Raw genomic sequence first — 20,428 nt, 5'->3', positions numbered from 1 at the left:
AAAGCTGGCAAAAATACAGTCTTTTCCTTTATCAACGACCTATGTCAATTTGAAGTTTTCGGCCCGGTCGGATACATTTCGCTCCCGCCTTTTAACCATCCCGATATTTCGATGGAGTTAGCCCGTGTCGACCCCCTGGGAGCTGTATCAAGCTGATCTCAAACGAGACGATTTTTCCTATGACTCTGCGCAGGAGATGGCAGTCAAGCATTTGCAACGACTGTTCGAAGACCTGGTTGCGGCGGAAGAACGTCGAACGAACAAGGGTTTTATTGGCAAGCTGGGTGGCAAATTCAGTCGCAAGAAGCCGGAGCCCGAAAAGGGCTTGTATTTCTGGGGTGGTGTTGGTCGTGGCAAAACCTATCTGGTGGATACCTTCTACCATGCGCTGCCGTTCGAGCGGAAAATGCGCACACACTTCCACCGTTTTATGCAGCGAGTGCATCATGAGCTGACAGGTCTGGCCGGGGCCAAAAACCCGTTGACTATTGTTGCTGATCGTATCGCTGCGGAAGCCGTAGTGATCTGCTTCGACGAGTTCTTTGTATCTGACATCGGGGATGCCATGATCCTTGCTGGCCTGATGCAGGAACTGTTTGATCGTGGTGTAACCCTGGTGGCAACCTCCAATATTGTGCCAGACGGCCTGTACAAGGATGGTTTGCAGCGTGATCGTTTTATTCCTGCGATCAAACTGCTGAACAAGTTTACCGAAGTCGTTAACGTGGATAGTGGTGTTGACTACCGTTTGCGTACCCTGGAGCAGGCTAACCTGTACCACTTCCCGCTGTCAGAAGCGGCTGAAGCTGCGCTGAAAAAAAGCTTCGAAGGGTTGGTTCCTGATATGCGTCAGGTTGAACTGAATACCCATGTTGAAGTTCTGGGGCGTAACATTCCGGTTAGGGCGGTTTGCGAGGATGTTGCCTGGTTCGACTTTAATGCCTTGTGCGATGGCCCGCGCTCACAGAATGACTATATCGAGCTGGGTAAGTTGTTCCACGCTATTCTGATTTCCAACGTACCTGTGATGGGGGTCAAGAACGACGACCTGGCACGTCGCTTTATCAACCTGATCGACGAGTTTTACGATCGTGGTGTCAAAGTGGTGATGACGGCGGATGCGGCCATCCCGGATATTTACGAAACCGGCAAGTTGGAGTTTGAATTCCAGCGTACCACGTCACGGATGCTGGAAATGCAGTCTCATGATTATTTGGTGCGTGAGCACAAGTGCGACTGATCCAGTTCTAATGGCCTGGATAACATAAAAAACGCAGCTATGGCTGCGTTTTTTATTGGTTGTTGTTTGGTCGCTACGGTTTGCCAAAGACTCTGTTTACTTCGACCGATAACCAATACGAAAGCCACCCCAGTGTCTGCCTTTGACCATGATGGGAACTGACAGGTCGTGCATCACTTCGCCGGTATCGCGTTTGTAGGTTTGCAGTAAAAATGCCTGTTTGTTCTGGCCGCAGCGCAGGCCGGTACGGTCGTTAAAAATGCGTTTGGTACGGCTGTTTAGAAGGTCTTTCTCCATGTTACCGGTTAACGGCTGGCTATAACGCTTGTTATGGGTCGGGAAATAGCCATTAACGTCGACTGCGCCTGCGTAGGCTATTTCCTGATGGCGCTGCAAAATGGGTTCCTGAATTGCCGGCAGTTGCTCGTCGGTAAAGCGGTCATAACGGGTATTATATTTTTTCGGTTTGGTGTTGGGGATGGTCTGGTAGTTGGTATCAAACACATCCTCAATCGACAGTTTGCCGTTATCAATAGCTCGCTCAAATAGTTCACCAATTGTCCTGGCTGCTTGTTCTGCTTCGGATTTGGCAGCATCGTGAATATGGCCGAGTTCGCCATCGCTGAAGGCTTCATAAATACGTTCAGCGGTTTCAGATAACTGTAGTGACTGATCTGAAATGGAAGAAATTTCTTTCTCGGTCAGCTCCAGGCGGCTACGAGTATCTCCAACAATGCTGGATATTTGCTGGATGTGAGAGCTGTTGTTTTGCACGTTTTCGGCAATGGCATTGACGCTGTACTGGATTTCTTCCGAGCGTTGATAGATTTCATTGAGGCGTGCACTGACTGTTTGGGTCATGCTGACCCCTTCGTCGATAACAACTGTCAGGCGTTTGCTATTGGCGACAGCATCTTTGATAGCACTGTTTATCTGTGTGACGGTTTCGCCAATCTGTTCGGTAGCGCTGGACGTTTTGGCTGCCAGCGCCCGTACTTCGTCGGCGACAACCGCAAATCCTCGGCCTTGCTCACCAGCGCGGGCTGCTTCGATGGCAGCATTCAGTGCCAGCAGATTGGTTTGTTCGGCAATGTCACTGATGACTCGGGTGACGGACTTGATCTGTTCGGATTTGCTTTCCAGTTGGGCAATGAGTTCCGCATTGGCGTTGACCTGATTACGAGTGCCCTCCATTTGTGGAATGGTGGCATCGACCGCCTTTTTACCCGACAGATTCAACTGTTTGGCTTGATCGGCAGCCTGAGCGGCTTCTTGGGTTTGTGAGACCATCGAGTTGACAGCATCGGATATTTGCTGGGCTGACATAACAATGCGGCCTGTATCCTCAACCTCCTCATGAATTTTTTCGCGCATTTTGTCAGCAGCATGCGACATTTCTGCTGCGGCGATAGCGATGCGACCACTGTGTTCGGAAAGCTGCTGCTTGAGAGTACGGCTGTCGGACAGTTGTTGACCGATTTTTCTATAGGCCGGCGGCAAGCTGTTGACAGGGTGTGACGGGTTGTTGATTTGTTTCAGGAGTAGTTGCTGGCTGCGTTGATGGCTGAAGTGAATCACCAAGACGCTGATTGCCGCCGCCGCGATAGCTGTCGGTATGTTGCTGCTGGAGGTGAAGATGCTGAAGCCGTAGCCTGTGGCAATACCTGCAATGGTACCGCTGGCAATGGCGATCAGGCCGTTTTGTTTTTGTTGTAGGGGCATGCTGACTCCTCGAAGCTCAGTTAAAGCTTAGTCAAAGTTGTCAGATTGCAAATTGTAGAACAGGACTGGATTGGCTAGCTTTTAGTATAGAGTAGCCTAAAAAATTATTTTGTACTGGTTGGGTCTTGGGCTAAAACGTCAATGCGATAACGGCCTGGATATTTGAAGATCCATTGGGGCTGAGATAAGAAATCTTTGGGTATTTAGATTGGAACTGAACCGATCCAGAGATGTACCAACTTCTGTTCAGAAGGTTGGTGCCCAGGGAGAGACTCGAACTCTCACGAGCGTAAGCTCACTGCGACCTGAACACAGCGTGTCTACCAATTCCACCACCTGGGCATTTTTATACTGGGTTTTTCCAGTTCAGGATTTGACTGTCCTGATCAGTGTGCCAGCACCAACATTCAAACGATAACAAGAGAAGGTTGGTGCCCAGGGAGAGACTCGAACTCTCACGAGCGTAAGCTCACTGCGACCTGAACACAGCGTGTCTACCAATTCCACCACCTGGGCATTTTTATACTGGTTTTTTCCAGTTCAGGATTTGACTGTCCTGATCAGTGTGTCAGCACCAACATTCAAACGATAACGAGAGAAGGTTGGTGCCCAGGGAGAGACTCGAACTCTCACGAGCGTAAGCTCACTGCGACCTGAACACAGCGTGTCTACCAATTCCACCACCTGGGCATTTTTATACTGGGCTTTTCCAGTTCAGGATTTGACTGTCCTGATCAGTGTAGTAGCACCAATACTTATTTGATAACAAGATAAGTTTGGTGCCCAGGGAGAGACTCGAACTCTCACGAGCGTAAGCTCACTGCGACCTGAACACAGCGTGTCTACCAATTCCACCACCTGGGCTTTTCGGAGCTACCCGCTAACAGCTACTTTACGGAGTTCTGGTACCAGAGGCCGGACTCGAACCGGCACACCCGCAAAGGCGGGGGATTTTGAATCCCCTGCGTCTACCAATTTCGCCACTCTGGCTCGTTAGTAGCTGTCAGTGGCCGCGTATATTACTGATCTATTTTCGCCGGTCAAACATTTTTTTAAGTTATTTCCTTAACTTAGCGGATTTGCTTCTGTAATCTTAGGCTTCATTGATCGACTGGCAGTGGCTGGTCGGTTTTCCTCTGTATACCTACTGCAATATCTGATGAAAACCAGCGACTTTTTTTTCGAACTTCCTGATGAGCTGATCGCCCGTTTTCCGGCTGAGCAACGCAGCGCTTCCAGGTTATTACAATTGGATGGCGTCAGCGGCGAGCTGCGGGACGGTAAATTTGTAGATCTGCTGGAGTTTCTGGCAGCGGGCGACTTGTTGGTGTTTAACAACACCCGGGTGATTCCGGCGCGGCTGTTTGGTGAAAAAGCCAGTGGCGGCAAAATAGAAATGCTGGTTGAACGGATTCTGGACGGCAATCAGGCGCTGGCTCATATTCGCGCTTCCCGTTCTCCTAAAGAAGGCCAGACGCTGGTCGTTGCCGGTGTCGAGCTGACGGTGCTGGGGCGCCAGGCGAATCTGTTTCTGGTGCAATTTCCACAACAGGAAAGCATCCTCGAGCTGCTTGATCGCGCTGGCCATATTCCCTTGCCGCACTATATGGAACGCGACGACAGCGAGTTTGACCGCGAGCGTTACCAGACGGTTTATGCTGAAAAACCGGGGGCGGTGGCGGCTCCAACAGCAGGCCTGCATTTTGATGAACCCCTGTTGGAGGCAATTCGGGCCAAGGGTGTTAATACCGCGTTCGTGACCCTGCATGTGGGTGCCGGTACCTTCCAGCCAGTCAAGGTTGATGACGTCACCCGGCATGAAATGCACTCGGAATACATTGAAGTCAGCGCTGAAGTTGCAGCAGCGGTAAAAGCCACGCGGGCTGCGGGTAAACGGGTGATTGCAGTCGGAACAACCTCGGTGCGCAGCCTGGAAAGTGCCAGTACTTCCGGTGAAATCGCCGAATTTGCCGGTGACAGCCGGATTTTTATCTATCCTGGCTACCAATTCCGTTCGGTCGATGCCATCGTCACCAACTTTCATTTGCCGGAATCCACCCTGATCATGCTGGTATCGGCGTTTGCTGGTCAGCAGTACACGCTGGCGGCATACCGCCATGCGGTCGAACAGGGTTACCGTTTTTACAGTTATGGTGATGCCATGTTGCTGACCCAGCCTTGCCAGATGATTGAGCAAGGTTCCAACCTTTGTGGAGATGAATCTGAATGAGTTCAGATAACAGCCAGCGCCAGTGCGCCATGAACTTTACCCTGCACAAAACGGATGATGGCAGTTTTGCCCGTCGCGGCACCGTATCCTTTCCGCGCGGAGATATTCAGACACCGGCCTTCATGCCGGTGGGAACTTATGGATCGGTAAAAGGACTGAACCCCGACCAGGTCAAGGAGCTGGGTGCAGAGATCATTCTGGGCAACACTTTTCACCTGATGCTGCGTCCAGGTACCGAAGTCATCAAGTTGCACGGTGACCTGCACGATTTTATCGGCTGGGATAAACCGATTCTGACCGACTCCGGCGGTTTTCAGGTGTTCAGCCTCGGTGATATGCGCAAGATCACTGAAGAAGGTGTGACTTTCCAGTCGCCGGTGAATGGTGACAAGGTGTTGATGACACCGGAAAGCTCGATGCAGGTGCAGCGTGATCTGGGCTCTGACATCGTGATGATTTTTGACGAATGTACCCCGTATCCGGCGACTGAAAAGCAGGCGGCGGATTCCATGCGTCTGTCATTGCGCTGGGCTGGCCGCTCCAAAGCTGCCCATGGCGATAATCCGTCGGCGCTGTTTGGCATTATCCAGGGCGGGATGTACGAAGACTTGCGTGATGAGTCGCTGGCCGGGCTGCTGGATATTGGTTTTGACGGTTACGCCATCGGTGGCCTGAGCGTGGGTGAGCCGAAGCCGGAAATGATGAAGGTGCTGTCGCACATCACGCCGAAAATGCCGCAGGATAAGCCGCGTTACCTGATGGGGGTCGGCAAGCCGGAAGATCTGGTTGAAGGCGTTCGTCGTGGTGTCGATATGTTCGACTGTGTGATGCCGACTCGTAATGCCCGCAACAGTCACCTATTCATTTCGACCGGTGTGCTGAAACTGCGTAACGCTGCCAACCGCACGGATACCGGCCCGGTGGATCCGGAATGTGACTGCTACACCTGTCGTAACTACAGCCGCGCCTACCTCTATCACCTCGACAAATGTCGGGAAATTCTGGGAGCGACGCTGAACAGTATCCACAACCTGCATTATTATCAGACTCTGATGGCTGGTTTGCGCAGGTCATTGGAAGAAGGTACATTTGCGGCCTTTGTGGATGACTTTTATGCCAAGCGGGGGCTTGAAACTCCGCCGCTTGATCGCAATTAAGCAGGGTGTTGTCTGTTCCGGGAGGATGCAGAAACACGAATAAACAGGTCGCTGGCAGACGTTGCAAGGACCGTAAAATAAGTGTCGCTAACCCGTGCTAGGGTGCTCACGAAGTATTTGGAGATCTATTAATGAAATTTCTGTTTGCCTTGATGGCGATGGCTGCATCCGCTTCGGCACTGGCTGAAGGTGCGCCAGCCGAAGGTCCAATGGGCGCAATTGGCCAGTTCGTTTTCCTGGGCGGCTTCCTGTTGATTTTCTATTTCCTGCTGTGGCGTCCACAAGCCAAGCGTCAGAAAGAACATAAAAACCTGATTTCTAACCTGAGCAAGGGTGATGAAGTGGTTATGGCTGGCGGCATGCTGGGCAAAGTAACCAAGGTTTCTGAAGACTTCGTGGTGATGGAAGTGGCCAACGGTATCGAACTGCCAGTTCAGAAGGTAGCGGTGACCATGGTTCTGCCAAAAGGTACCATCAAGGAAGTACTGGGCTGATAACCCCTCCTGTCAGCAGCTGTGGCACGCGCCACAGCTGTTTCTGAATCGAGCTTTCACAAGGGCAGATTATGCTCAACAAGTATCCCCTCTGGAAAAACCTGCTGATACTGGTTGTATTGGCACTGGCCGCTGTTTATGCAGCGCCGAATCTTTACCCGCCCGATCCCGCCATTCAGGTGACCCCGACCCGCTCTGGCGCTGAAATGTCCGACTCTGTCGTCAAGCACGTTAATGAAATCCTCACCGCCAAGGGTATTGATGTTCTGGCTGATGAAGTCAATGGCAGCACGGCACTGGTGCGTCTGACTTCTTCCGAGCAACAGCTGGCGGCCAAGGATCTGGTGCAGCGCGAACTGGGCGACGACTATGTGGTGGCACTGAACCTGGCTCCGACCACTCCGGACTGGCTGCTGTCGATGGGCGCTGGCCCGATGACATTGGGTCTGGACCTCAGTGGCGGTGTGCACTTCCTGATGGAAGTGGACATGCAGGATTATCTCAGTGGCCGGATCAAGAACTACCGCGAGGAGCTGCGTACCCGTCTGCGTGAAGAGGGTATCAAGTATCGTCGGGTGGTGATTGACGATGACAAGATCAATCTGGTTTTTGTGGATGCTGTGGTACGTGATGAGGCGGATGCCTTTCTGGCGCGTAACTACACCGAATTCCTGCGTGAAGATGTCGATAACGGCGACCAGTACCTGATTCAGCTGAGTATTTCCGATCAGAAGAAGAAAGAGCTGGAAGACTACGCCCTGAAGCAGAACCTCACCACCATTCGTAACCGGGTCAATGAACTGGGTGTGGCTGAGCCGCTGGTACAGCGTCAGGGTCGTAACCGTATCGTGGTTGAGTTGCCTGGTGTGCAGGACACCGCGGAAGCCAAGAAAATTCTGGGTAAGGCCGCCAACCTCGAGTTCCGTCTCGAAGCTGAGCCGGGTGCTTCCCGCATTACTACTGAAGAATATCCTTTCCGTAACGACCAGTTCCGTACCGCGCGGCTGGAAAAAACCGTGATCACCACCGGCGACAGTGTCACCAACGCCCAGCCTTCGTTTGATGAGAACGGTTTCCCGCAGGTGAACATCGATCTTGATTCCAAGGGCGGTGCCATCATGACCCAGGTGACCCGCAAGGCCATCAAGCGTCGTATGGCGGTGCTGTTTGTCGAGCGCAAGCCAAAGACTGTTTATGAAATGGTCGAGGGCAAGGAAGTACCAAAAACCATTCAGGTAGTCGACAAGTCCATTATCTCGCTGGCAACTATTCAAAGCACGCTGGGCTCAAGCTTCCGCATCACCGGTCTGGAATCGGCTGAAGCCTCTGAGCTGGCCTTGCTGCTGCGGGCTGGTGCACTGGCGGCGCCAATGTATTTTGTTGAAGAGCGGACGGTTGGTCCAAGCCTGGGTAAAGAAAACATCGAGATGGGTATGAACTCGGTGATTCTCGGCCTGGCGCTGGTGCTGGTGATGATGGCGGTTTATTACCGCACCTTTGGTTTGCTGGCCAACGTTGCCTTGCTGGCCAACATCGTGGTGCTGATTGCCATGATGAGTATTGTCGGGGCGACGCTGACGTTGCCGGGTATTGCCGGTATTGTCTTGACCGTTGGTATGGCGGTGGACGCCAACGTGTTGATCTTCTCGCGAATTCGTGAGGAATTACGCGCCGGGCGCTCGCCACAGCAGGCAATTCATGAAGGCTATAATCGGGCGTTTGTGACCATTCTCGATGCGAACCTGACAACCCTGATCGTGGCGGTGATTCTGTTTGCCGTTGGTACCGGTCCGGTGAAAGGCTTCGCGGTAACCCTGTCCTTCGGCATTATCACTTCCATGTTTACAGCCATCATGCTGACTCGTGCGCTGACCAACGCTATTTATGGTGGCCGTCGTCTGCAAACCCTGTCTATCGGAGGTAAAGTCTGATGAAGAAAGCCTTCGATTTTATGAAGCTGCGCTATGCCGCAATGGTATTTTCCGGACTGTTGCTGCTGGCCTCGATTGGTTCTCTGGCGGTGCAGGGGCTGAATTTTGGCCTCGACTTCACTGGCGGTACGCTGCTGGAAGTGCAATACGACAAGGTGCAACCGGTTGACCAGATTTCAACTGCCTTGCAGGCCGCTGGCTATAAGGATGTAACGGTCCAGACCTTCGGTTCCGAAACCGATATTCTGGTACGTATGTCGGAATCCTTCCGCGACAATCTGGGCAACGAAGTGCTGGCGGTCTTGCAGGGAGCTGCAACGGCTGATAACAAGCTGACGCTGCTGCGCAGTGAATTTGTGGGGGCCAACGTCGGTGAGGAACTGCGTGACCAGGGCGGCCTGGCGCTGTTGCTGGCACTGGCGGTGGTGATGATTTATGTTGCCGCCCGTTTCCAGCTGAAGTTCTCGGTTGGTGCGGTTATGGCGCTGTTCCACGACGTCTTGATCACGCTGGGTTTGTTCTCCATTTTCCAGTGGGAATTCGATCTTACCGTGCTGGCGGCCTTGTTGGCGGTGATCGGTTATTCACTTAACGATACCATCGTGGTCGCGGACCGTATTCGTGAAAACTTCCGTACCATGCGCCGTTCTGATCCAATCGAAATCATGAACGATGCCCTCAACCAGACCCTCGACCGTACCCTGATGACCTCGTTCACCACGGTGCTGGTGCTGTTGGCGTTGCTGTTTGTGGGTGGTGAGCTGATCCATAACTTTGCCATGGCACTGACCGTCGGTATTGTGATTGGTACCTACTCATCCATCTATGTGGCAGCCAGTCTGCTGTTGCTGATGAAACTGACCCGGGAGGATCTGATGCCACCCGAAGTCGAAGAAGAAATCGACGATCGTCCATAATTACCGGGCTGATTTGTTGTTTACCTCGAGTGCCGTGGATCTGGCGATCCGCGGCATTCTTGTCTCTGCAGTTGGCTTTTCTGCGGTGACTGCCGTTATGAGGACTCCTCCATGTTGAGCTATCTGCATTCCTTTCACGCCGGCAACTTTGCTGACGTGCTCAAACACCTGGTCGAAGCCGAAGTGCTGGCCTATCTGTGTCGCAAGGACAAGCCTTTCGTCTACATAGATACCCACTCGGCGGCCGGTATCTATCAGCTGAATTCCCATGAGTCTGCCAAAAACCGCGAATACCTGACGGGTATTGGCCGCCTGCAGGGCAGTCAGTGGCCTGAACTGGAAAACTATCTGTCTGCGGTGCAGGCCTGTCAGGATGGTATTGATGAGCCGGTTTACCCGGGTTCTCCGGCGATCGCCCAGCACTTTTTGCGCGAGCAGGACAAGGCCGTGTTGTTTGAACTGCATCCACGTGAGTTTGGTTATCTGGAGCAGTTGATGCGCTCAGATCGCCGTATCAGCTTGCGTCACGAGGATGGCTTCCAGGGACTGGTGGGCTTGTTGCCAACCCAGATTCGTCGTGGGCTGGTACTGATGGACCCGCCTTACGAAGTCAAAACCGATTATCAGACCGTTGTTGATAGCCTGGCGAAAGCCTACCGAAGAATGGCCACGGCCACCTATGCGCTCTGGTATCCGGTGGTGGAGCGTCAGCGTATTGATGAGCTGGAACGCCAGCTGGTGAAAACCGGTATTCGCAATATTCAGCTGTTTGAATTGGGTATCAGGGCAGATAGCGCTGAACGTGGTATGACCTCGGCCGGTATGATTCTGATTAATCCACCGTTTACGCTCAAACCCATGCTGGAACAGCTGTTGCCGAAGTTAGCCAAACAACTGGCAGGGGAGCACGGCAACTGGCGTTGTGAAGTTCTGGTTGAGGAATAGACCCGAATTTATGCCGCTTTATTCCGTCAGTGGCGGTTGCTCGGTAATCGCCTTGACGGCCTGGTGAGTGATACGCCGTTCCGCAGAAATGGCGTAGAACTCCTGGGTCAGTTCTTCGACCACGCCGACCACCTTGACCCGGTACTTCTGGCAAATTTCTTTGGCAATCACGGCCGGGGCGAAAAAGAAGCCGTGGCCCTGGCTGCCAAATGCCTTCAACAGCGCCGAATCGTCAAATTCCCCGGTAATCCGCGGCGTAATACCTGCCCGTTTGAACCAGCTGAGTAACTCTGTACGCAAGCCCGATGCGGTATCGGTTGGCAGCAGTACTGGCGCATCATGAAGGCAACGGGGAAATTCAAATTCACTTCGAGGTATCAGTTTATTGGCCGCGAAACAGGCTAGGCGGCTGCGACCTAACGGGTGGTTAAAGCAACGGATATTCATGCCCGGAGGAATTGGGCTGTCGGCCAACACCAGATCAAGCCGGTGCACCGCCAGCTCACCCAGCAGCGCGGCCATTTGTTCTTCGTGGCAGATAATCCGCATGTTGCTGGCCAGTGTCAGTGACGGGCTCAGTAGGCGGTGAGCAATCGACTTGGGCAAGGCATCGACGATACCGACGCGAAATTCGGTGGGGCGCTCGGTAATGCCCAGATGCATGACCTCCTGTAATTCATCACCAAGCTGGAAAATCTGGCGACAATAATCCAGTGCCACACGGCCGGCATCTGTGAGTTCAAGACCACGGCCGGATTTATTGAACAGCGCCACTCCCATATCGTCTTCCAGCAGCTTCAACTGACCACTGATGGTTTGTGGGGTGATGTTGAGACGATCAGCCGCCGCCTGCACGCTGCCATCAACCGCAACAGCAAAAAAATACTGCAGGTGCTTGTAGTTCAGACGTCTCATAGTTCGTAAAAACCGAGGTATTGGTAAAAGATAATTCGAATATTATTTTTTATTTTTGCTTTCTACAATAACAGCCTGATAAACAAATACATTCATCAGGAGATATTGTATGAGTCGTCCAGACTATCTGAACTCCAAGTCGGCGGAGGCTGAAGTAGCCACCATGCCGTACGAATCGGCCAGGACCAGTGCCGTCTCTGTGGACGGCCGCAAGGTTCTGCGCAACACCTACATGCTGTTGTCCATGACCCTGTTGTTCAGCGCTGCTGTCGCAGGTGTTTCAATGGCGCTGGGTTTGCCGCATCCAGGACTGATCCTGACGCTGGTTGGTTATTTTGGTCTGTTGTTCGCGGTTCATAAAACCAAGGACAGCGCCATGGGTATCCTGTCTGTGTTCGCCCTGACCGGTTTTATGGGCTACACCCTTGGCCCAATCCTGTCCATGTACGCCAGCCTTCCTGGCGGTAGCAGCATCATCATGAGTGCGCTGGGTACTACGGGTCTGATTTTCTTTGGTATGTCCGGCTGGGTGCTGTCGACTGGCAAGGATTTGTCTGGCTGGGGCAAAACCCTGATGGTTGGCGTGATCATGGCGTTTGTACTGTCTCTGGGTGCCATGTTTTTTGATATTCCGGCATTGGGTCTGGCGGTATCAGCGATGTTTGTGATCCTGATGAGCGGCCTGATTGCCTACGAAACCAGCAATATCCTGCATGGCGGTGAAACCAATTACATCATGGCGACCGTGTCCTTGTACGTATCGCTGTACAACCTGTTTTTGAGCCTGCTGCAGATCTTTGGTGTGCTGGGCTCTGACGAGTAACTCTTACCACTCTTTCTTCTGTGCTCAGGAAGAATTCCCCCGGCTGTGCCCGCACAGTCGGGGTTTTTTTCATCTAGGCTTGGATAAAGTCTGTCTGGAGCCTGGTTGATGCGTTTGTTGCTGCTTTTTTCGCTGCTGTTAGTGGCCTTGCCAGGTCAGGCAGAATGCCGCGATTACGATGCCAAAGCGGCTGCTGACAAGCTGGCCAAAAGCTATTTTCGGACACCGCAGATTTTCCATCCGGCACGGGTGCTGAAAGTGCATTCACCCAGTGGTCTGAAGGAGGTTGCCAGCTATGTGCAGGCAGCGGACAAGAAATACAGCATCTTCAGTCTGATCGACGACAACTGCAAAGCGAGTTTTATCAAGCGTACCCGTCAAAATGACTAGCTCTGTTCATTTCGGACACTAACTGGCTCGCAGCTTGTAGCGGCAGAGTTTCGTATACTTTGATTTTCGGACATTTCATCCAGTAAGTATTTTTCAGAGGTTAATGATGAAATTTATCCATTCGCTGGCCGCTCTGGCAGCCGCTGCAGCCTTGCTTGCCGGGTGCAGCTCAACGCGGATTCAGGATTACGCTAATACCGGCCCTCAGCTGGTTCCAAGCGAGTTTTTTAATGGCCGGTTATGCGCTGACGGTGTGGTGAAAAATGTCAGTGGCCAGGTAACCCGTCATTTTTCTGCCCGTATTCTGGCCAGCTGGGACGCCACCGGCATTGGAACTCTGGATGAAACCTTCCAGTTCAATGACCGCCCTATGGGAGATTATGAGAAGCGTATCTGGACGCTGGTGCCAGATGGCGAGGGCGCTTATCTGGCGCGTGCTAACGATGTGCCTGAGGCGGGACGACTGGAGTTTGCCGGTAACAGTGTGCATATGAATTATGTGCTGCATTACAAAACAGCAGATGGTGAAACAGTAAAATTGACGATGGACGACTGGATGCATCTGGTCAGCAATCGCAGTTTGATGAATGAAACGCGGATGTCCAAATTCGGTTTTACCGTCGGTCACATAGTGTTGAGTATTCGCCAGGCGGGACCGGCGGATTTGTGCTTGCCCGGTAATATTGCCAACCCGAATATTGAGCGGATCTCTATGTAGGCCGTAAAAGTGCCTTTGCTTCTGCAAAGCGTGGCCGCAACAACCAAACAGGCCCCTCAAGGGCCTGTTTGGTTGTTGGCTGGTCAGGAGTCGCTGTCGTCGTTCTCTTCTGGCTCCGGTACTTCTTCCGGGTAACCATTCTCATGGGCCCAGGTTTGCAACATCACCAACACCCGCTCATCACAGGTCAGATGTTCATGGAACAGCTGTTGAGTAGCATGTTGTAGGGCATCCTGGTCCGTGATATCACTGCTGTAGTCGCCGACTTCAATACTGATTTCGCGGTTGCAGGCTTCGTAGATCTTTTCGATCAGGTCGCCGCTGCGTTCCTCGTCATCCGTCAGGATATAGGACTGTTCCAGGTCGTTTTCCAGTTCGCGCACGATTGCCCAGCTGGTTTCACCCCGCTGATAAAGGGTATCACGGGTGATGCCGTGAATGTCTTCGAGTGCGTAGTCCCAGTCGTCCCAGCCATCATCTGGCTGGACCAGTGTCGTTTTGATACGGCCATCCGGCAATGACCAAGCAATGGCAATCGGATTGGCTTCTTCTTCGTAGGAACTGCCGTCAACGGCAATAAATTGCGGATAGCTCACTCGCTTCTCTACCTGTACTTAAGCGCGGTCCTGCAATTTAAGACCAGTTGCTGCGATATTCAAGAAACTTGCCAGAATTCTCAAGCGCTGGTGATTACCAGCGCAGTTCCTGTTGCGGGGCGGGGTTGAGGGTTTCCCGGATGCTACGCGGCGACTGACCAAACCAGCGCCGACAAGCTCGACCAAAATTGGCCTGGTTGTCGTAACCCAGCTCGTCGGCTAACTGCCAGATGGGTACGTCATGGTGTTGCAGGCCTTGCAGAGCCCGAATACTGCGCAAATGTTCCTGTATGCCATTGAACTTTATACCCAGCATTGCCAGCTTGCGGTTGAGGGTACGGCTGCTGGTATCAAACGCTTCGGCACAGTCATCAATGGTTGGATAGTCGTTACGGCCGGCCAGCCAGGTATGCACGCGGATGCCAAGATCGGATTCACTGCAGGGTAATAGAGCCAGACTTTGCAGGCATTGCTCGCGAGCACGGGTAGCAGGAATAGAACTCGGTCGCAGTTTGCTGGGTGGCAACTCGATGGTGCTGCAACTACTACTTTTCGGGAAACTGAAAATATCGATCAGGCCGAGTTCATTGAGACCATGAATCATTCGGCTGTGTGTGTAGTGCAGCAAATAACTGTGCAACTGACCGGTTAACTTGTCATCAACATTGGGAAACGCCGCGCAGGCAATCTGGATTTCGACCTGTGTGTTGCTGAGCTTGAGGCGAATATCAACGCCAGGCAAGCTCAGGCGGGCAAATCGTGTCCACCACGACACCCGTTCAGGATGATCCAGGCTGGCCTGCAAAATCTGGTTGAGGGTTTCCTTGTCGGCATGAGAGAGCTGCGTGCCGTGTAATTGCGCCATGGCTGTACAATCGACGGATTGCAGCTGCTGGGCCAGAGAATGCGCCAACAACAAGGCTCTGGGGTCTCCCAGGCGGGTTTGGTAGAGCAAATGGATAAGGCGATGAACTTCCCAGGGGTCTCGGGAATGCATGGGATATTAACCGTCCAGATCAATCGATAGTTCAGATAGATAAAACATTCTGCCGAAACTGTAAATTATCTTGGTTATCAAATGCCAGCAGATACCGGCAAATTTGTACTGAACCAACTTGATACTGCATTCATCCGTTTTGGTGCGATTTTGGCCAGATCTATGATGGGAACGATTGATCATCAAAACCTGTTGCTGTCAGTGCGTCAAAATGGTTTTGAATAGATTGATTGTCTATTTTTATGGAATATTCATGCCAGAAAAAACGGCATGCTGCACCAGCATGACGCAAATTGACCTGCCACAAGTTTGCATTTCGATTCATTTTTTTGGCGGAGGCACGTTTGATTTGTGTCAAATACGACCTTCTGCCAATCGATATTCTGAGCCCATCTGAAGAGAGCACAGAATATTAGGAGTGCATAATGAAACTGGTTCAAACTCTGTTGGCTACTGCCGTTGTTGTTTCTGCTGTTCCTGCCATGGCTTATGAAGCAGGCGATGTTATTGTCAAGGTCGGTGCGGTTAATGTGTCACCACAATCTAGTAGCTACGACGATGGCGCTACTAAGATTGAAGTTGAAGATGATACTCAGCTGGGTTTGGTTCTGAACTACTTTGTTACACCAAAAGTTGCCGTAGAAGTACTGGCAGCGACTCCTTTTGAGCATGATATCAAGGTGAATGGAAACAAAGCGGCAACTACCAAACATTTGCCACCAACTGTTTCATTTCAGTACTACCCTGGCGATGTGAATTCTGATTGGCAGCCGTTCATTGGTCTCGGTGTTAACCATACTTTCTTCTTTGATGAAGATGGCGCTGCAGAGCATTTGAGCAGCAGCTGGGGAGCCGCGTACTCTCTGGGGATGAATTACAATATGAGTGAAAACTGGCTGGCAAACGTAACCGTTTGGAAGATGGATATTGATACCGAGCTTAATGACACTGATATAACTGTTGAGATTGATCCGGTTGTTGTGTTTGTTGGTGCTGGTTACAAGTTCTGATTCCGGAACCCCAACAGAAAGGCGGCTGATTGGCCGCCTGTTTTGTATCTGTCTGAAAATAAACAAAAGAAAAACGAGCTGCATCGGGCAGCTCGCTTTAAAGAGTTAATTGGCAGCGACCTGCTGGTTGTTACCCCAGACGCCACTAATCGCCAGGAACAGGTCTTCGCCGGGCAAAATGCCCATAAATTCTCCTTTCACAGATATTTCGGAACCGCGGCCAGGTCGATATTCAATTTCGACGGTGTCGCCGTTGACCAGGCGGGTATCCATCATTTTAACCAGTCGGCTGACTCTGTCCTCCAGTTGCCCCAGTTGCTGCCACTCATGGTTGATCGCAATGCTGTCGAACAAGCTGATACCGAGTGCACGGCCACTGAGTACGTCCGAATTTACGGTTAGCTGAATCAGCTGTTCTCCGCTGCCGTTGTCGCCCAGTTGGTAATAGGCACTGGTATAAGCTTCTGGCAGGTAATAAAAGCTGCGCTGTTGCCAGGATAATAAAATGGCATTGGATGGCCCGCTAGCGGGCCGGATAGTGTGGGCGGATACTTCGGCCCAGCTGGTTTGAGTTATGGCTGTGATGGCCAGAATGCAGGCCAGTTGTTTGATTCCTTCCATCTGTCACCCCTTGGTATTTTTCCCTGTTAGCCTTTTCAAGTTAATCAGCGTTCAGCAGGAAGGCAACCAGCGCCAGCCGTTATAACGGGCCATTGTTGTCGTTGATTGACGTGGGATGTTAACCCTTGCAATGACTGATATATCGTACCGTTCTGCTTGAAGCCGGGCACAGCGATTGCTGTTACGACGAAGGGATATCCGACGTGCCGTAGCGGTGGAACAGGGGGGGATGGTGTTTGGCCAGAGGACAGTTGCGGTGGGTCAGGTTTTGTCACGAAAGCAGAGAAGCGAAGGAGCAGGGCTCCTTCGCAGCGGAATTAGAGCCCGACCAGTCGCATAAACTCGGAGCGGGTTGGCTGACTTTCACGGAAGTCACCCAGCATCACAGAGGTGCGCATCATGGAGTTCTGCTTCTGCACACCGCGCATCATCATGCACATATGCTGGGCTTCCATAATCACACCCACGCCGCGACAGCCAGTAATTTCCTGCACGGCTTCGGCGATTTGCTTGGTCATGTTTTCCTGAATCTGCAGACGACGGGCAAACAGGTCGACGATGCGGGCAAACTTGGACAGTCCCAGCACCTTGCCGTTTGGCAGGTAACCAATGTGACAGCGACCGATAAACGGCAGCATGTGGTGTTCGCAAAGGGAATAGAATTCAATACCCTGAACCACAACCATTTCATCGTTGTCACTGCTGAAAATGGCCCCGTTAACAACTTCTTCCAGGCTGCCTTCATAGCCGCTGGTAAGAAATTTCATGGCTTTGGCAGCCCGTTTGGGGGTGTCCAGCAAACCTTCACGTTCGACGTCTTCGCCCAGTTCAGTGAGGATTTTGCTGTAGAGATGTTGAAGTTCTGACATGCGAATTCCGGGTCGTTAAAGTACCTGAGTACTATACTCAATTATCAATTTTTTATACAAGCCAAGTGGCTTGTATAAGTTCTTTTCCGTTTTACGGGTTTGACGCATCCAACGCCAGTAACCAGTTAGCGTTGGGCCAGCAGCAAGGGTCACCATTTTGCCAGTAGCGCTGCAAGCCTGCTGGTACTGGGCCATTGCCAGTACGATACAAAAACAGTCCACCATTGCCTGAATGTTCCTGCTGCAGCAATAAATGCTCAACACGGCGTGCAATGGCGGCACCTGAATCGATCCAGTGAATTCCAGGCCAGAGTTTTTCCAGCAACGGCCTTAGCACTGGGAAATGGGTGCAACCAAGTACCACGGTATCCAGTTGCGGCTGGGTGGCAAGCCAGGGCGACAATTGCTGCTCCAACTGTTGGCGAAAGCTGCTTTCATCCGGCTCTGGCTGGCTGAGCCATTGTTCAGCCAGTTCCACCAAGGCGGTGGTGCCCAGCCGACTGACCTGGCAATGGGCCGCAAAATTATCAATCAGGCCATTGGTATAGCTGCGTGAAACTGTGGCTGGCGTTGCCAACAAACCAATATGACCACTTTTACTGTGGAGTGCCGCTGGCTTGATGGCTGGTACGACACCGACCACCGGGATCGGTAAAACTGCCCGCAAGGCGGTCAGTGCCAACGTGCTGGCGGTGTTGCAGGCGACGACCAACAGTTTGACCGGCAACTGCTCACAAGCCAGCTGGCACAGCTGCACAATACGCTGCTGTAGTACGGCGTCATCACGGATGCCATAGGGGAAGTAGGCTGAATCCATTAGATAGTGCAGCTCCGCTTTGGGCAGACGGCTGCGAATTTCTTTCGCAATGCTGAGACCACCTACGCCGGAGTCAAAAATCAGGATCAAGCGGATATTCCAGATTGGCCAATAAACAGGAGCGGGATTCTAGCAAAAATGCGGCTTTGGAACAGGCAGCAGTGTGGATTGATCCGTACTGCCTGTACCTGTAAATCGTTGTCAGTGCAGCAGGAATACCGCCGGAAATTCAAACGACACCAGCCACTGTAGTTCCTTATGGATTGCTTCTTTGTGAGTGGCTTCCAGTTCCAGCCGCTGCTTGTCGATTTTAAACTGCTCTTTGGGAGTCAGTTTCTTGTAGTCATCCAGGATTGGCATGCCGCCCACTTCGCCATGAAAAAGCCGCATGGTGGCCAGCTCGTCGGTGGCCCAGCAGGCCGGATCGAGTGCCTGAACCAGATAATGAATGCGCATAACGCCTTCGGTGATTTCACATTGTTCGGTAATTACCGAGCTGCACAGGAAACGAATATCCTTAACCAGTTCATGCTGGCGCTGGCGTAACTGTTGTTCGGCTTTTTGCTGTTCCGCCAGCTGGGCGGCTTCCATGGTTTTTACCTGGCGGGTCAAATGCCAGGCGTACCAGCCCAGCGCGGCAATAATGACAACTCCCAGGAGGGTCAGGGCAATCAACATGGATTTGGGTTACCTGCAAAAAATTTCGCGAATAATACCGGTTTTCACTCAAAAGGTCAGATCGTGGGCAGATCTGGTTTATTGCTGGTCCTGGCTGTACAGCTGATTGATCAATTGAATGACGGCTGCGACCCGGTCATCGTTGAGCCGGTAAAAGACGCATTGGGCCTCCTTGCGGCTGGCTACCAGGTTTTCCTCGCGCAGGCAGGCCAGGTGTTGTGACAGTGCTGACTGGCTGACAGGCAGCTGACACAACATGTCGTGAACGGAAACCTCGCCGTTGCGTAGCAGACACATGATTGCCAGTCGGTGCTCGTTGGCCAGTGCCTTGAGCATACGGACAACCGTGTGGCGGGCTGGAATAAAAGATTCGTTCATGGCGACTCCTGCAGGATCCGGCGACTAAACTCAATAAAGTATATATTCAATATTGCTAAATAAGAATATGTGAATGTAAGATGGTGGAAATTCATCAGGAGCAGGTGACATGACTACATCGATCCGGATTGACAGCTTTTTTCACAACGACACCTCGACCTTCAGCCACTGGGTAAGCGACAGCAGCAGTGGCTTGTCGTTGCTGGTGGATCCGGTGATGGACTTTGACCAGAAATCCGGCAAAACCAGCAGTGAGTCGATAGACCAGATTCTGGCAGCGGTTGCCGAGCAGGGCTCAAAAGTCGTTTATGTGCTGGAAACCCATGCTCATGCAGACCATTTGTCGGCAGCGGACTACGTTCGTGGTCAGACCGGTGCACGCATTGTGGTTGGTAAACCCATTGTTGAAGTGCAGCAAATCTTTGCTGAGGTTTTTAACGAACCAGCCAGCTTTTTGGCGGATGGCCATCAGTTTGATGTGCTGGTCGAGGAAGGCGACGAACTGGAGTTTGGGGAACACCGGATTCGGGTATTGTCGACTCCGGGCCATACACCGGCCTGTGTCAGCTATTTGCTGGACGACCGTTCTGTGTTTGTTGGCGATACCATTTTCGCCCCGGACGTAGGCACTGCCCGTTGCGATTTTCCCAAAGGCGACGCTACGACTTTATACAGCTCGATCCAGAAGCTGTTTGCGCTGGGGAACGAGACTCGTCTGTACCTTTGTCACGACTATCCACCGGTCGAACGCGAACTGATTGCGTCGGTCACTGTGGCGGAACAGCGTCAGGCCAATATTCATGTGGCCGATGCCGTGGCTCCGGCGGAGTTTGTGGCGATGCGGGAGAAAAGGGATGCCGGGCTGGAAATGCCGCGACTGATTTTGCCGTCATTGCAGGTGAATATTCGGGCGGGGGCGCTGCCGGAGCCGGAAGCTAATGGTGTCTCTTATCTGAAACTGCCACTGAACCGCTTTTAAC

At 52.2% G+C, this 20,428-nt stretch carries 22 protein-coding genes and 5 tRNA genes; 12 read left to right on the top strand and 15 right to left on the bottom strand.

Going from position 1 to position 20,428, the window contains the following annotated elements:
- Nucleotides 1-124 precede the first annotated feature (124 nt).
- Nucleotides 125-1,240, top strand: a complete 1,116-nt coding sequence (zapE, locus tag K6123_RS12810; protein ID WP_221798313.1) for a cell division protein ZapE — start codon at nt 125-127, stop codon at nt 1,238-1,240.
- Nucleotides 1,241-1,336: 96 nt separating this feature from the next.
- Here zapE and K6123_RS12805 read toward each other — a convergent pair whose 3' ends face one another.
- The 6 genes from K6123_RS12805 to K6123_RS12780 all read right to left on the bottom strand — a co-directional run bounded on the left by K6123_RS12805 (nt 1,337) and on the right by K6123_RS12780 (nt 3,952).
- Nucleotides 1,337-2,962 carry a methyl-accepting chemotaxis protein gene (locus K6123_RS12805; protein WP_221798311.1) on the bottom strand — a complete coding sequence of 542 codons (1,626 nt, stop codon included), beginning with the start codon at nt 2,960-2,962 and terminating at the stop codon, nt 1,337-1,339.
- 255 nt (nt 2,963-3,217) lie between these two features.
- Nucleotides 3,218-3,304: transfer RNA gene (locus K6123_RS12800), tRNA-Leu, on the bottom strand.
- Between the two features lie 87 nt (nt 3,305-3,391).
- Nucleotides 3,392-3,478 (bottom strand) — tRNA-Leu (locus K6123_RS12795).
- Nucleotides 3,479-3,565: 87 nt separating this feature from the next.
- Nucleotides 3,566-3,652, bottom strand: a tRNA-Leu gene (locus K6123_RS12790).
- An 87-nt stretch (nt 3,653-3,739) separates the two neighbouring features.
- A tRNA-Leu gene (locus K6123_RS12785) sits at nt 3,740-3,826 on the bottom strand.
- A 39-nt stretch (nt 3,827-3,865) separates the two neighbouring features.
- Nucleotides 3,866-3,952: transfer RNA gene (locus K6123_RS12780), tRNA-Leu, on the bottom strand.
- 169 nt (nt 3,953-4,121) lie between these two features.
- On the opposite strand from K6123_RS12780, the gene queA reads away from it, so the two are divergent.
- From queA to K6123_RS12750, 6 genes are all read left to right on the top strand, one after another.
- Nucleotides 4,122-5,192, top strand: a complete 1,071-nt coding sequence (gene queA / locus K6123_RS12775) for a tRNA preQ1(34) S-adenosylmethionine ribosyltransferase-isomerase QueA (RefSeq protein ID WP_221798309.1) — start codon at nt 4,122-4,124, stop codon at nt 5,190-5,192.
- A 29-nt stretch (nt 5,193-5,221) separates the two neighbouring features.
- Nucleotides 5,222-6,349, top strand: coding sequence for a tRNA guanosine(34) transglycosylase Tgt (tgt, locus tag K6123_RS12770; protein ID WP_221798491.1), 1,128 nt, complete (start codon nt 5,222-5,224; stop codon nt 6,347-6,349).
- Between the two features lie 131 nt (nt 6,350-6,480).
- Nucleotides 6,481-6,843, top strand: coding sequence for a preprotein translocase subunit YajC (gene yajC / locus K6123_RS12765; RefSeq protein ID WP_221798306.1), 363 nt, complete (start codon nt 6,481-6,483; stop codon nt 6,841-6,843).
- Nucleotides 6,844-6,914: 71 nt separating this feature from the next.
- Nucleotides 6,915-8,774: a protein translocase subunit SecD gene (secD, locus tag K6123_RS12760; RefSeq protein ID WP_221798304.1), complete on the top strand. Its 1,860-nt coding sequence runs from the start codon at nt 6,915-6,917 to the stop codon at nt 8,772-8,774.
- Complete coding sequence (gene secF, locus K6123_RS12755; RefSeq protein ID WP_221798303.1) at nt 8,774-9,691, top strand: protein translocase subunit SecF; 918 nt, start codon at nt 8,774-8,776, stop codon at nt 9,689-9,691. The genes secD and secF overlap by 1 nt, the downstream gene beginning before the upstream one ends.
- Nucleotides 9,692-9,802: 111 nt before the next feature.
- The gene (locus K6123_RS12750; protein WP_221798301.1) at nt 9,803-10,636 is read left to right on the top strand and encodes a 23S rRNA (adenine(2030)-N(6))-methyltransferase RlmJ; all 834 of its coding nucleotides are present in this window, start codon (nt 9,803-9,805) and stop codon (nt 10,634-10,636) included.
- An 18-nt stretch (nt 10,637-10,654) separates the two neighbouring features.
- On the opposite strand, the gene nhaR is transcribed toward K6123_RS12750, so the two are convergent.
- Nucleotides 10,655-11,551, bottom strand: coding sequence for a transcriptional activator NhaR (gene nhaR / locus K6123_RS12745; protein ID WP_221798299.1), 897 nt, complete (start codon nt 11,549-11,551; stop codon nt 10,655-10,657).
- A 163-nt stretch (nt 11,552-11,714) separates the two neighbouring features.
- On the opposite strand from nhaR, the gene K6123_RS12740 reads away from it, so the two are divergent.
- The 3 genes from K6123_RS12740 (at nt 11,715) to K6123_RS12730 (ending at nt 13,482) form a co-directional block, all read left to right on the top strand.
- A complete protein-coding gene (locus K6123_RS12740) occupies nt 11,715-12,374 on the top strand; it encodes a Bax inhibitor-1/YccA family protein (protein ID WP_425517708.1) in 660 nt (219 codons plus the stop codon).
- A gap of 108 nt (nt 12,375-12,482) precedes the next feature.
- Complete coding sequence (locus tag K6123_RS12735; protein WP_221798295.1) at nt 12,483-12,764, top strand: hypothetical protein; 282 nt, start codon at nt 12,483-12,485, stop codon at nt 12,762-12,764.
- 103 nt (nt 12,765-12,867) lie between these two features.
- Nucleotides 12,868-13,482 (top strand): DUF3833 family protein, encoded by a 615-nt coding sequence (locus K6123_RS12730; RefSeq protein WP_221798292.1) that lies wholly within the window; start codon nt 12,868-12,870, stop codon nt 13,480-13,482.
- A gap of 83 nt (nt 13,483-13,565) precedes the next feature.
- Here K6123_RS12730 and K6123_RS12725 read toward each other — a convergent pair whose 3' ends face one another.
- The 3 genes from K6123_RS12725 to K6123_RS12715 form a co-directional block, all read right to left on the bottom strand.
- Nucleotides 13,566-14,078, bottom strand: a complete 513-nt coding sequence (locus K6123_RS12725) for a hypothetical protein (RefSeq protein ID WP_221798291.1) — start codon at nt 14,076-14,078, stop codon at nt 13,566-13,568.
- A 94-nt stretch (nt 14,079-14,172) separates the two neighbouring features.
- Nucleotides 14,173-15,075, bottom strand: a complete 903-nt coding sequence (locus K6123_RS12720; RefSeq protein WP_221798289.1) for a helix-turn-helix transcriptional regulator — start codon at nt 15,073-15,075, stop codon at nt 14,173-14,175.
- A gap of 160 nt (nt 15,076-15,235) precedes the next feature.
- A complete protein-coding gene (locus K6123_RS12715) occupies nt 15,236-15,433 on the bottom strand; it encodes a hypothetical protein (protein WP_221798287.1) in 198 nt (65 codons plus the stop codon).
- A 67-nt stretch (nt 15,434-15,500) separates the two neighbouring features.
- On the opposite strand from K6123_RS12715, the gene K6123_RS12710 reads away from it, so the two are divergent.
- A complete protein-coding gene (locus tag K6123_RS12710; RefSeq protein ID WP_221798285.1) occupies nt 15,501-16,085 on the top strand; it encodes an OmpW/AlkL family protein in 585 nt (194 codons plus the stop codon).
- A gap of 105 nt (nt 16,086-16,190) precedes the next feature.
- Here K6123_RS12710 and K6123_RS12705 read toward each other — a convergent pair whose 3' ends face one another.
- From K6123_RS12705 to K6123_RS12685, 5 genes are all read right to left on the bottom strand, one after another.
- Nucleotides 16,191-16,706 (bottom strand): chalcone isomerase family protein, encoded by a 516-nt coding sequence (locus K6123_RS12705; protein WP_221798283.1) that lies wholly within the window; start codon nt 16,704-16,706, stop codon nt 16,191-16,193.
- 317 nt (nt 16,707-17,023) lie between these two features.
- Nucleotides 17,024-17,575, bottom strand: a complete 552-nt coding sequence (gene folE, locus K6123_RS12700; RefSeq protein WP_221798281.1) for a GTP cyclohydrolase I FolE — start codon at nt 17,573-17,575, stop codon at nt 17,024-17,026.
- 91 nt (nt 17,576-17,666) lie between these two features.
- Entirely contained in the window at nt 17,667-18,482 is an 816-nt protein-coding gene (murI, locus tag K6123_RS12695) for a glutamate racemase (RefSeq protein WP_246624770.1), read from the bottom strand.
- A 111-nt stretch (nt 18,483-18,593) separates the two neighbouring features.
- Nucleotides 18,594-19,070, bottom strand: a complete 477-nt coding sequence (locus K6123_RS12690; protein ID WP_221798279.1) for a DUF2489 domain-containing protein — start codon at nt 19,068-19,070, stop codon at nt 18,594-18,596.
- Nucleotides 19,071-19,148: 78 nt separating this feature from the next.
- Nucleotides 19,149-19,448, bottom strand: a complete 300-nt coding sequence (locus K6123_RS12685; protein WP_221798277.1) for an ArsR/SmtB family transcription factor — start codon at nt 19,446-19,448, stop codon at nt 19,149-19,151.
- A 109-nt stretch (nt 19,449-19,557) separates the two neighbouring features.
- On the opposite strand from K6123_RS12685, the gene K6123_RS12680 reads away from it, so the two are divergent.
- A complete protein-coding gene (locus tag K6123_RS12680; protein ID WP_221798275.1) occupies nt 19,558-20,427 on the top strand; it encodes an MBL fold metallo-hydrolase in 870 nt (289 codons plus the stop codon).
- Nucleotide 20,428: the final 1 nt, after the last annotated feature.

Source organism: Oceanobacter mangrovi (assembly GCF_019740315.1).
GTDB classification, from domain to species: Bacteria; Pseudomonadota; Gammaproteobacteria; order Pseudomonadales; family Oceanobacteraceae; genus Oceanobacter; species Oceanobacter mangrovi.
This window is presented reverse-complemented; position numbering and strand designations above follow the sequence as displayed.

Bases quoted from the DNA above. Each gene is read 5' to 3' on its own strand.
- K6123_RS12805 (WP_221798311.1), bottom strand. From the start codon at position 2,962: ATGCCCCTACAACAAAAACAAAACGGCCTGATCGCCATTGCCAGCGGT.
- queA (WP_221798309.1), top strand. From the start codon at position 4,122: ATGAAAACCAGCGACTTTTTTTTCGAACTTCCTGATGAGCTGATCGCC.
- tgt (WP_221798491.1), top strand. From the start codon at position 5,222: ATGAACTTTACCCTGCACAAAACGGATGATGGCAGTTTTGCCCGTCGC.
- yajC (WP_221798306.1), top strand. From the start codon at position 6,481: ATGAAATTTCTGTTTGCCTTGATGGCGATGGCTGCATCCGCTTCGGCA.
- secD (WP_221798304.1), top strand. From the start codon at position 6,915: ATGCTCAACAAGTATCCCCTCTGGAAAAACCTGCTGATACTGGTTGTA.
- secF (WP_221798303.1), top strand. From the start codon at position 8,774: ATGAAGAAAGCCTTCGATTTTATGAAGCTGCGCTATGCCGCAATGGTA.
- K6123_RS12750 (WP_221798301.1), top strand. From the start codon at position 9,803: ATGTTGAGCTATCTGCATTCCTTTCACGCCGGCAACTTTGCTGACGTG.
- nhaR (WP_221798299.1), bottom strand. From the start codon at position 11,551: ATGAGACGTCTGAACTACAAGCACCTGCAGTATTTTTTTGCTGTTGCG.
- K6123_RS12740 (WP_425517708.1), top strand. From the start codon at position 11,715: ATGCCGTACGAATCGGCCAGGACCAGTGCCGTCTCTGTGGACGGCCGC.
- K6123_RS12735 (WP_221798295.1), top strand. From the start codon at position 12,483: ATGCGTTTGTTGCTGCTTTTTTCGCTGCTGTTAGTGGCCTTGCCAGGT.
- K6123_RS12730 (WP_221798292.1), top strand. From the start codon at position 12,868: ATGATGAAATTTATCCATTCGCTGGCCGCTCTGGCAGCCGCTGCAGCC.
- K6123_RS12720 (WP_221798289.1), bottom strand. From the start codon at position 15,075: ATGCATTCCCGAGACCCCTGGGAAGTTCATCGCCTTATCCATTTGCTC.
- K6123_RS12710 (WP_221798285.1), top strand. From the start codon at position 15,501: ATGAAACTGGTTCAAACTCTGTTGGCTACTGCCGTTGTTGTTTCTGCT.
- K6123_RS12705 (WP_221798283.1), bottom strand. From the start codon at position 16,706: ATGGAAGGAATCAAACAACTGGCCTGCATTCTGGCCATCACAGCCATA.
- folE (WP_221798281.1), bottom strand. From the start codon at position 17,575: ATGTCAGAACTTCAACATCTCTACAGCAAAATCCTCACTGAACTGGGC.
- K6123_RS12690 (WP_221798279.1), bottom strand. From the start codon at position 19,070: ATGTTGATTGCCCTGACCCTCCTGGGAGTTGTCATTATTGCCGCGCTG.
- K6123_RS12685 (WP_221798277.1), bottom strand. From the start codon at position 19,448: ATGAACGAATCTTTTATTCCAGCCCGCCACACGGTTGTCCGTATGCTC.
- K6123_RS12680 (WP_221798275.1), top strand. From the start codon at position 19,558: ATGACTACATCGATCCGGATTGACAGCTTTTTTCACAACGACACCTCG.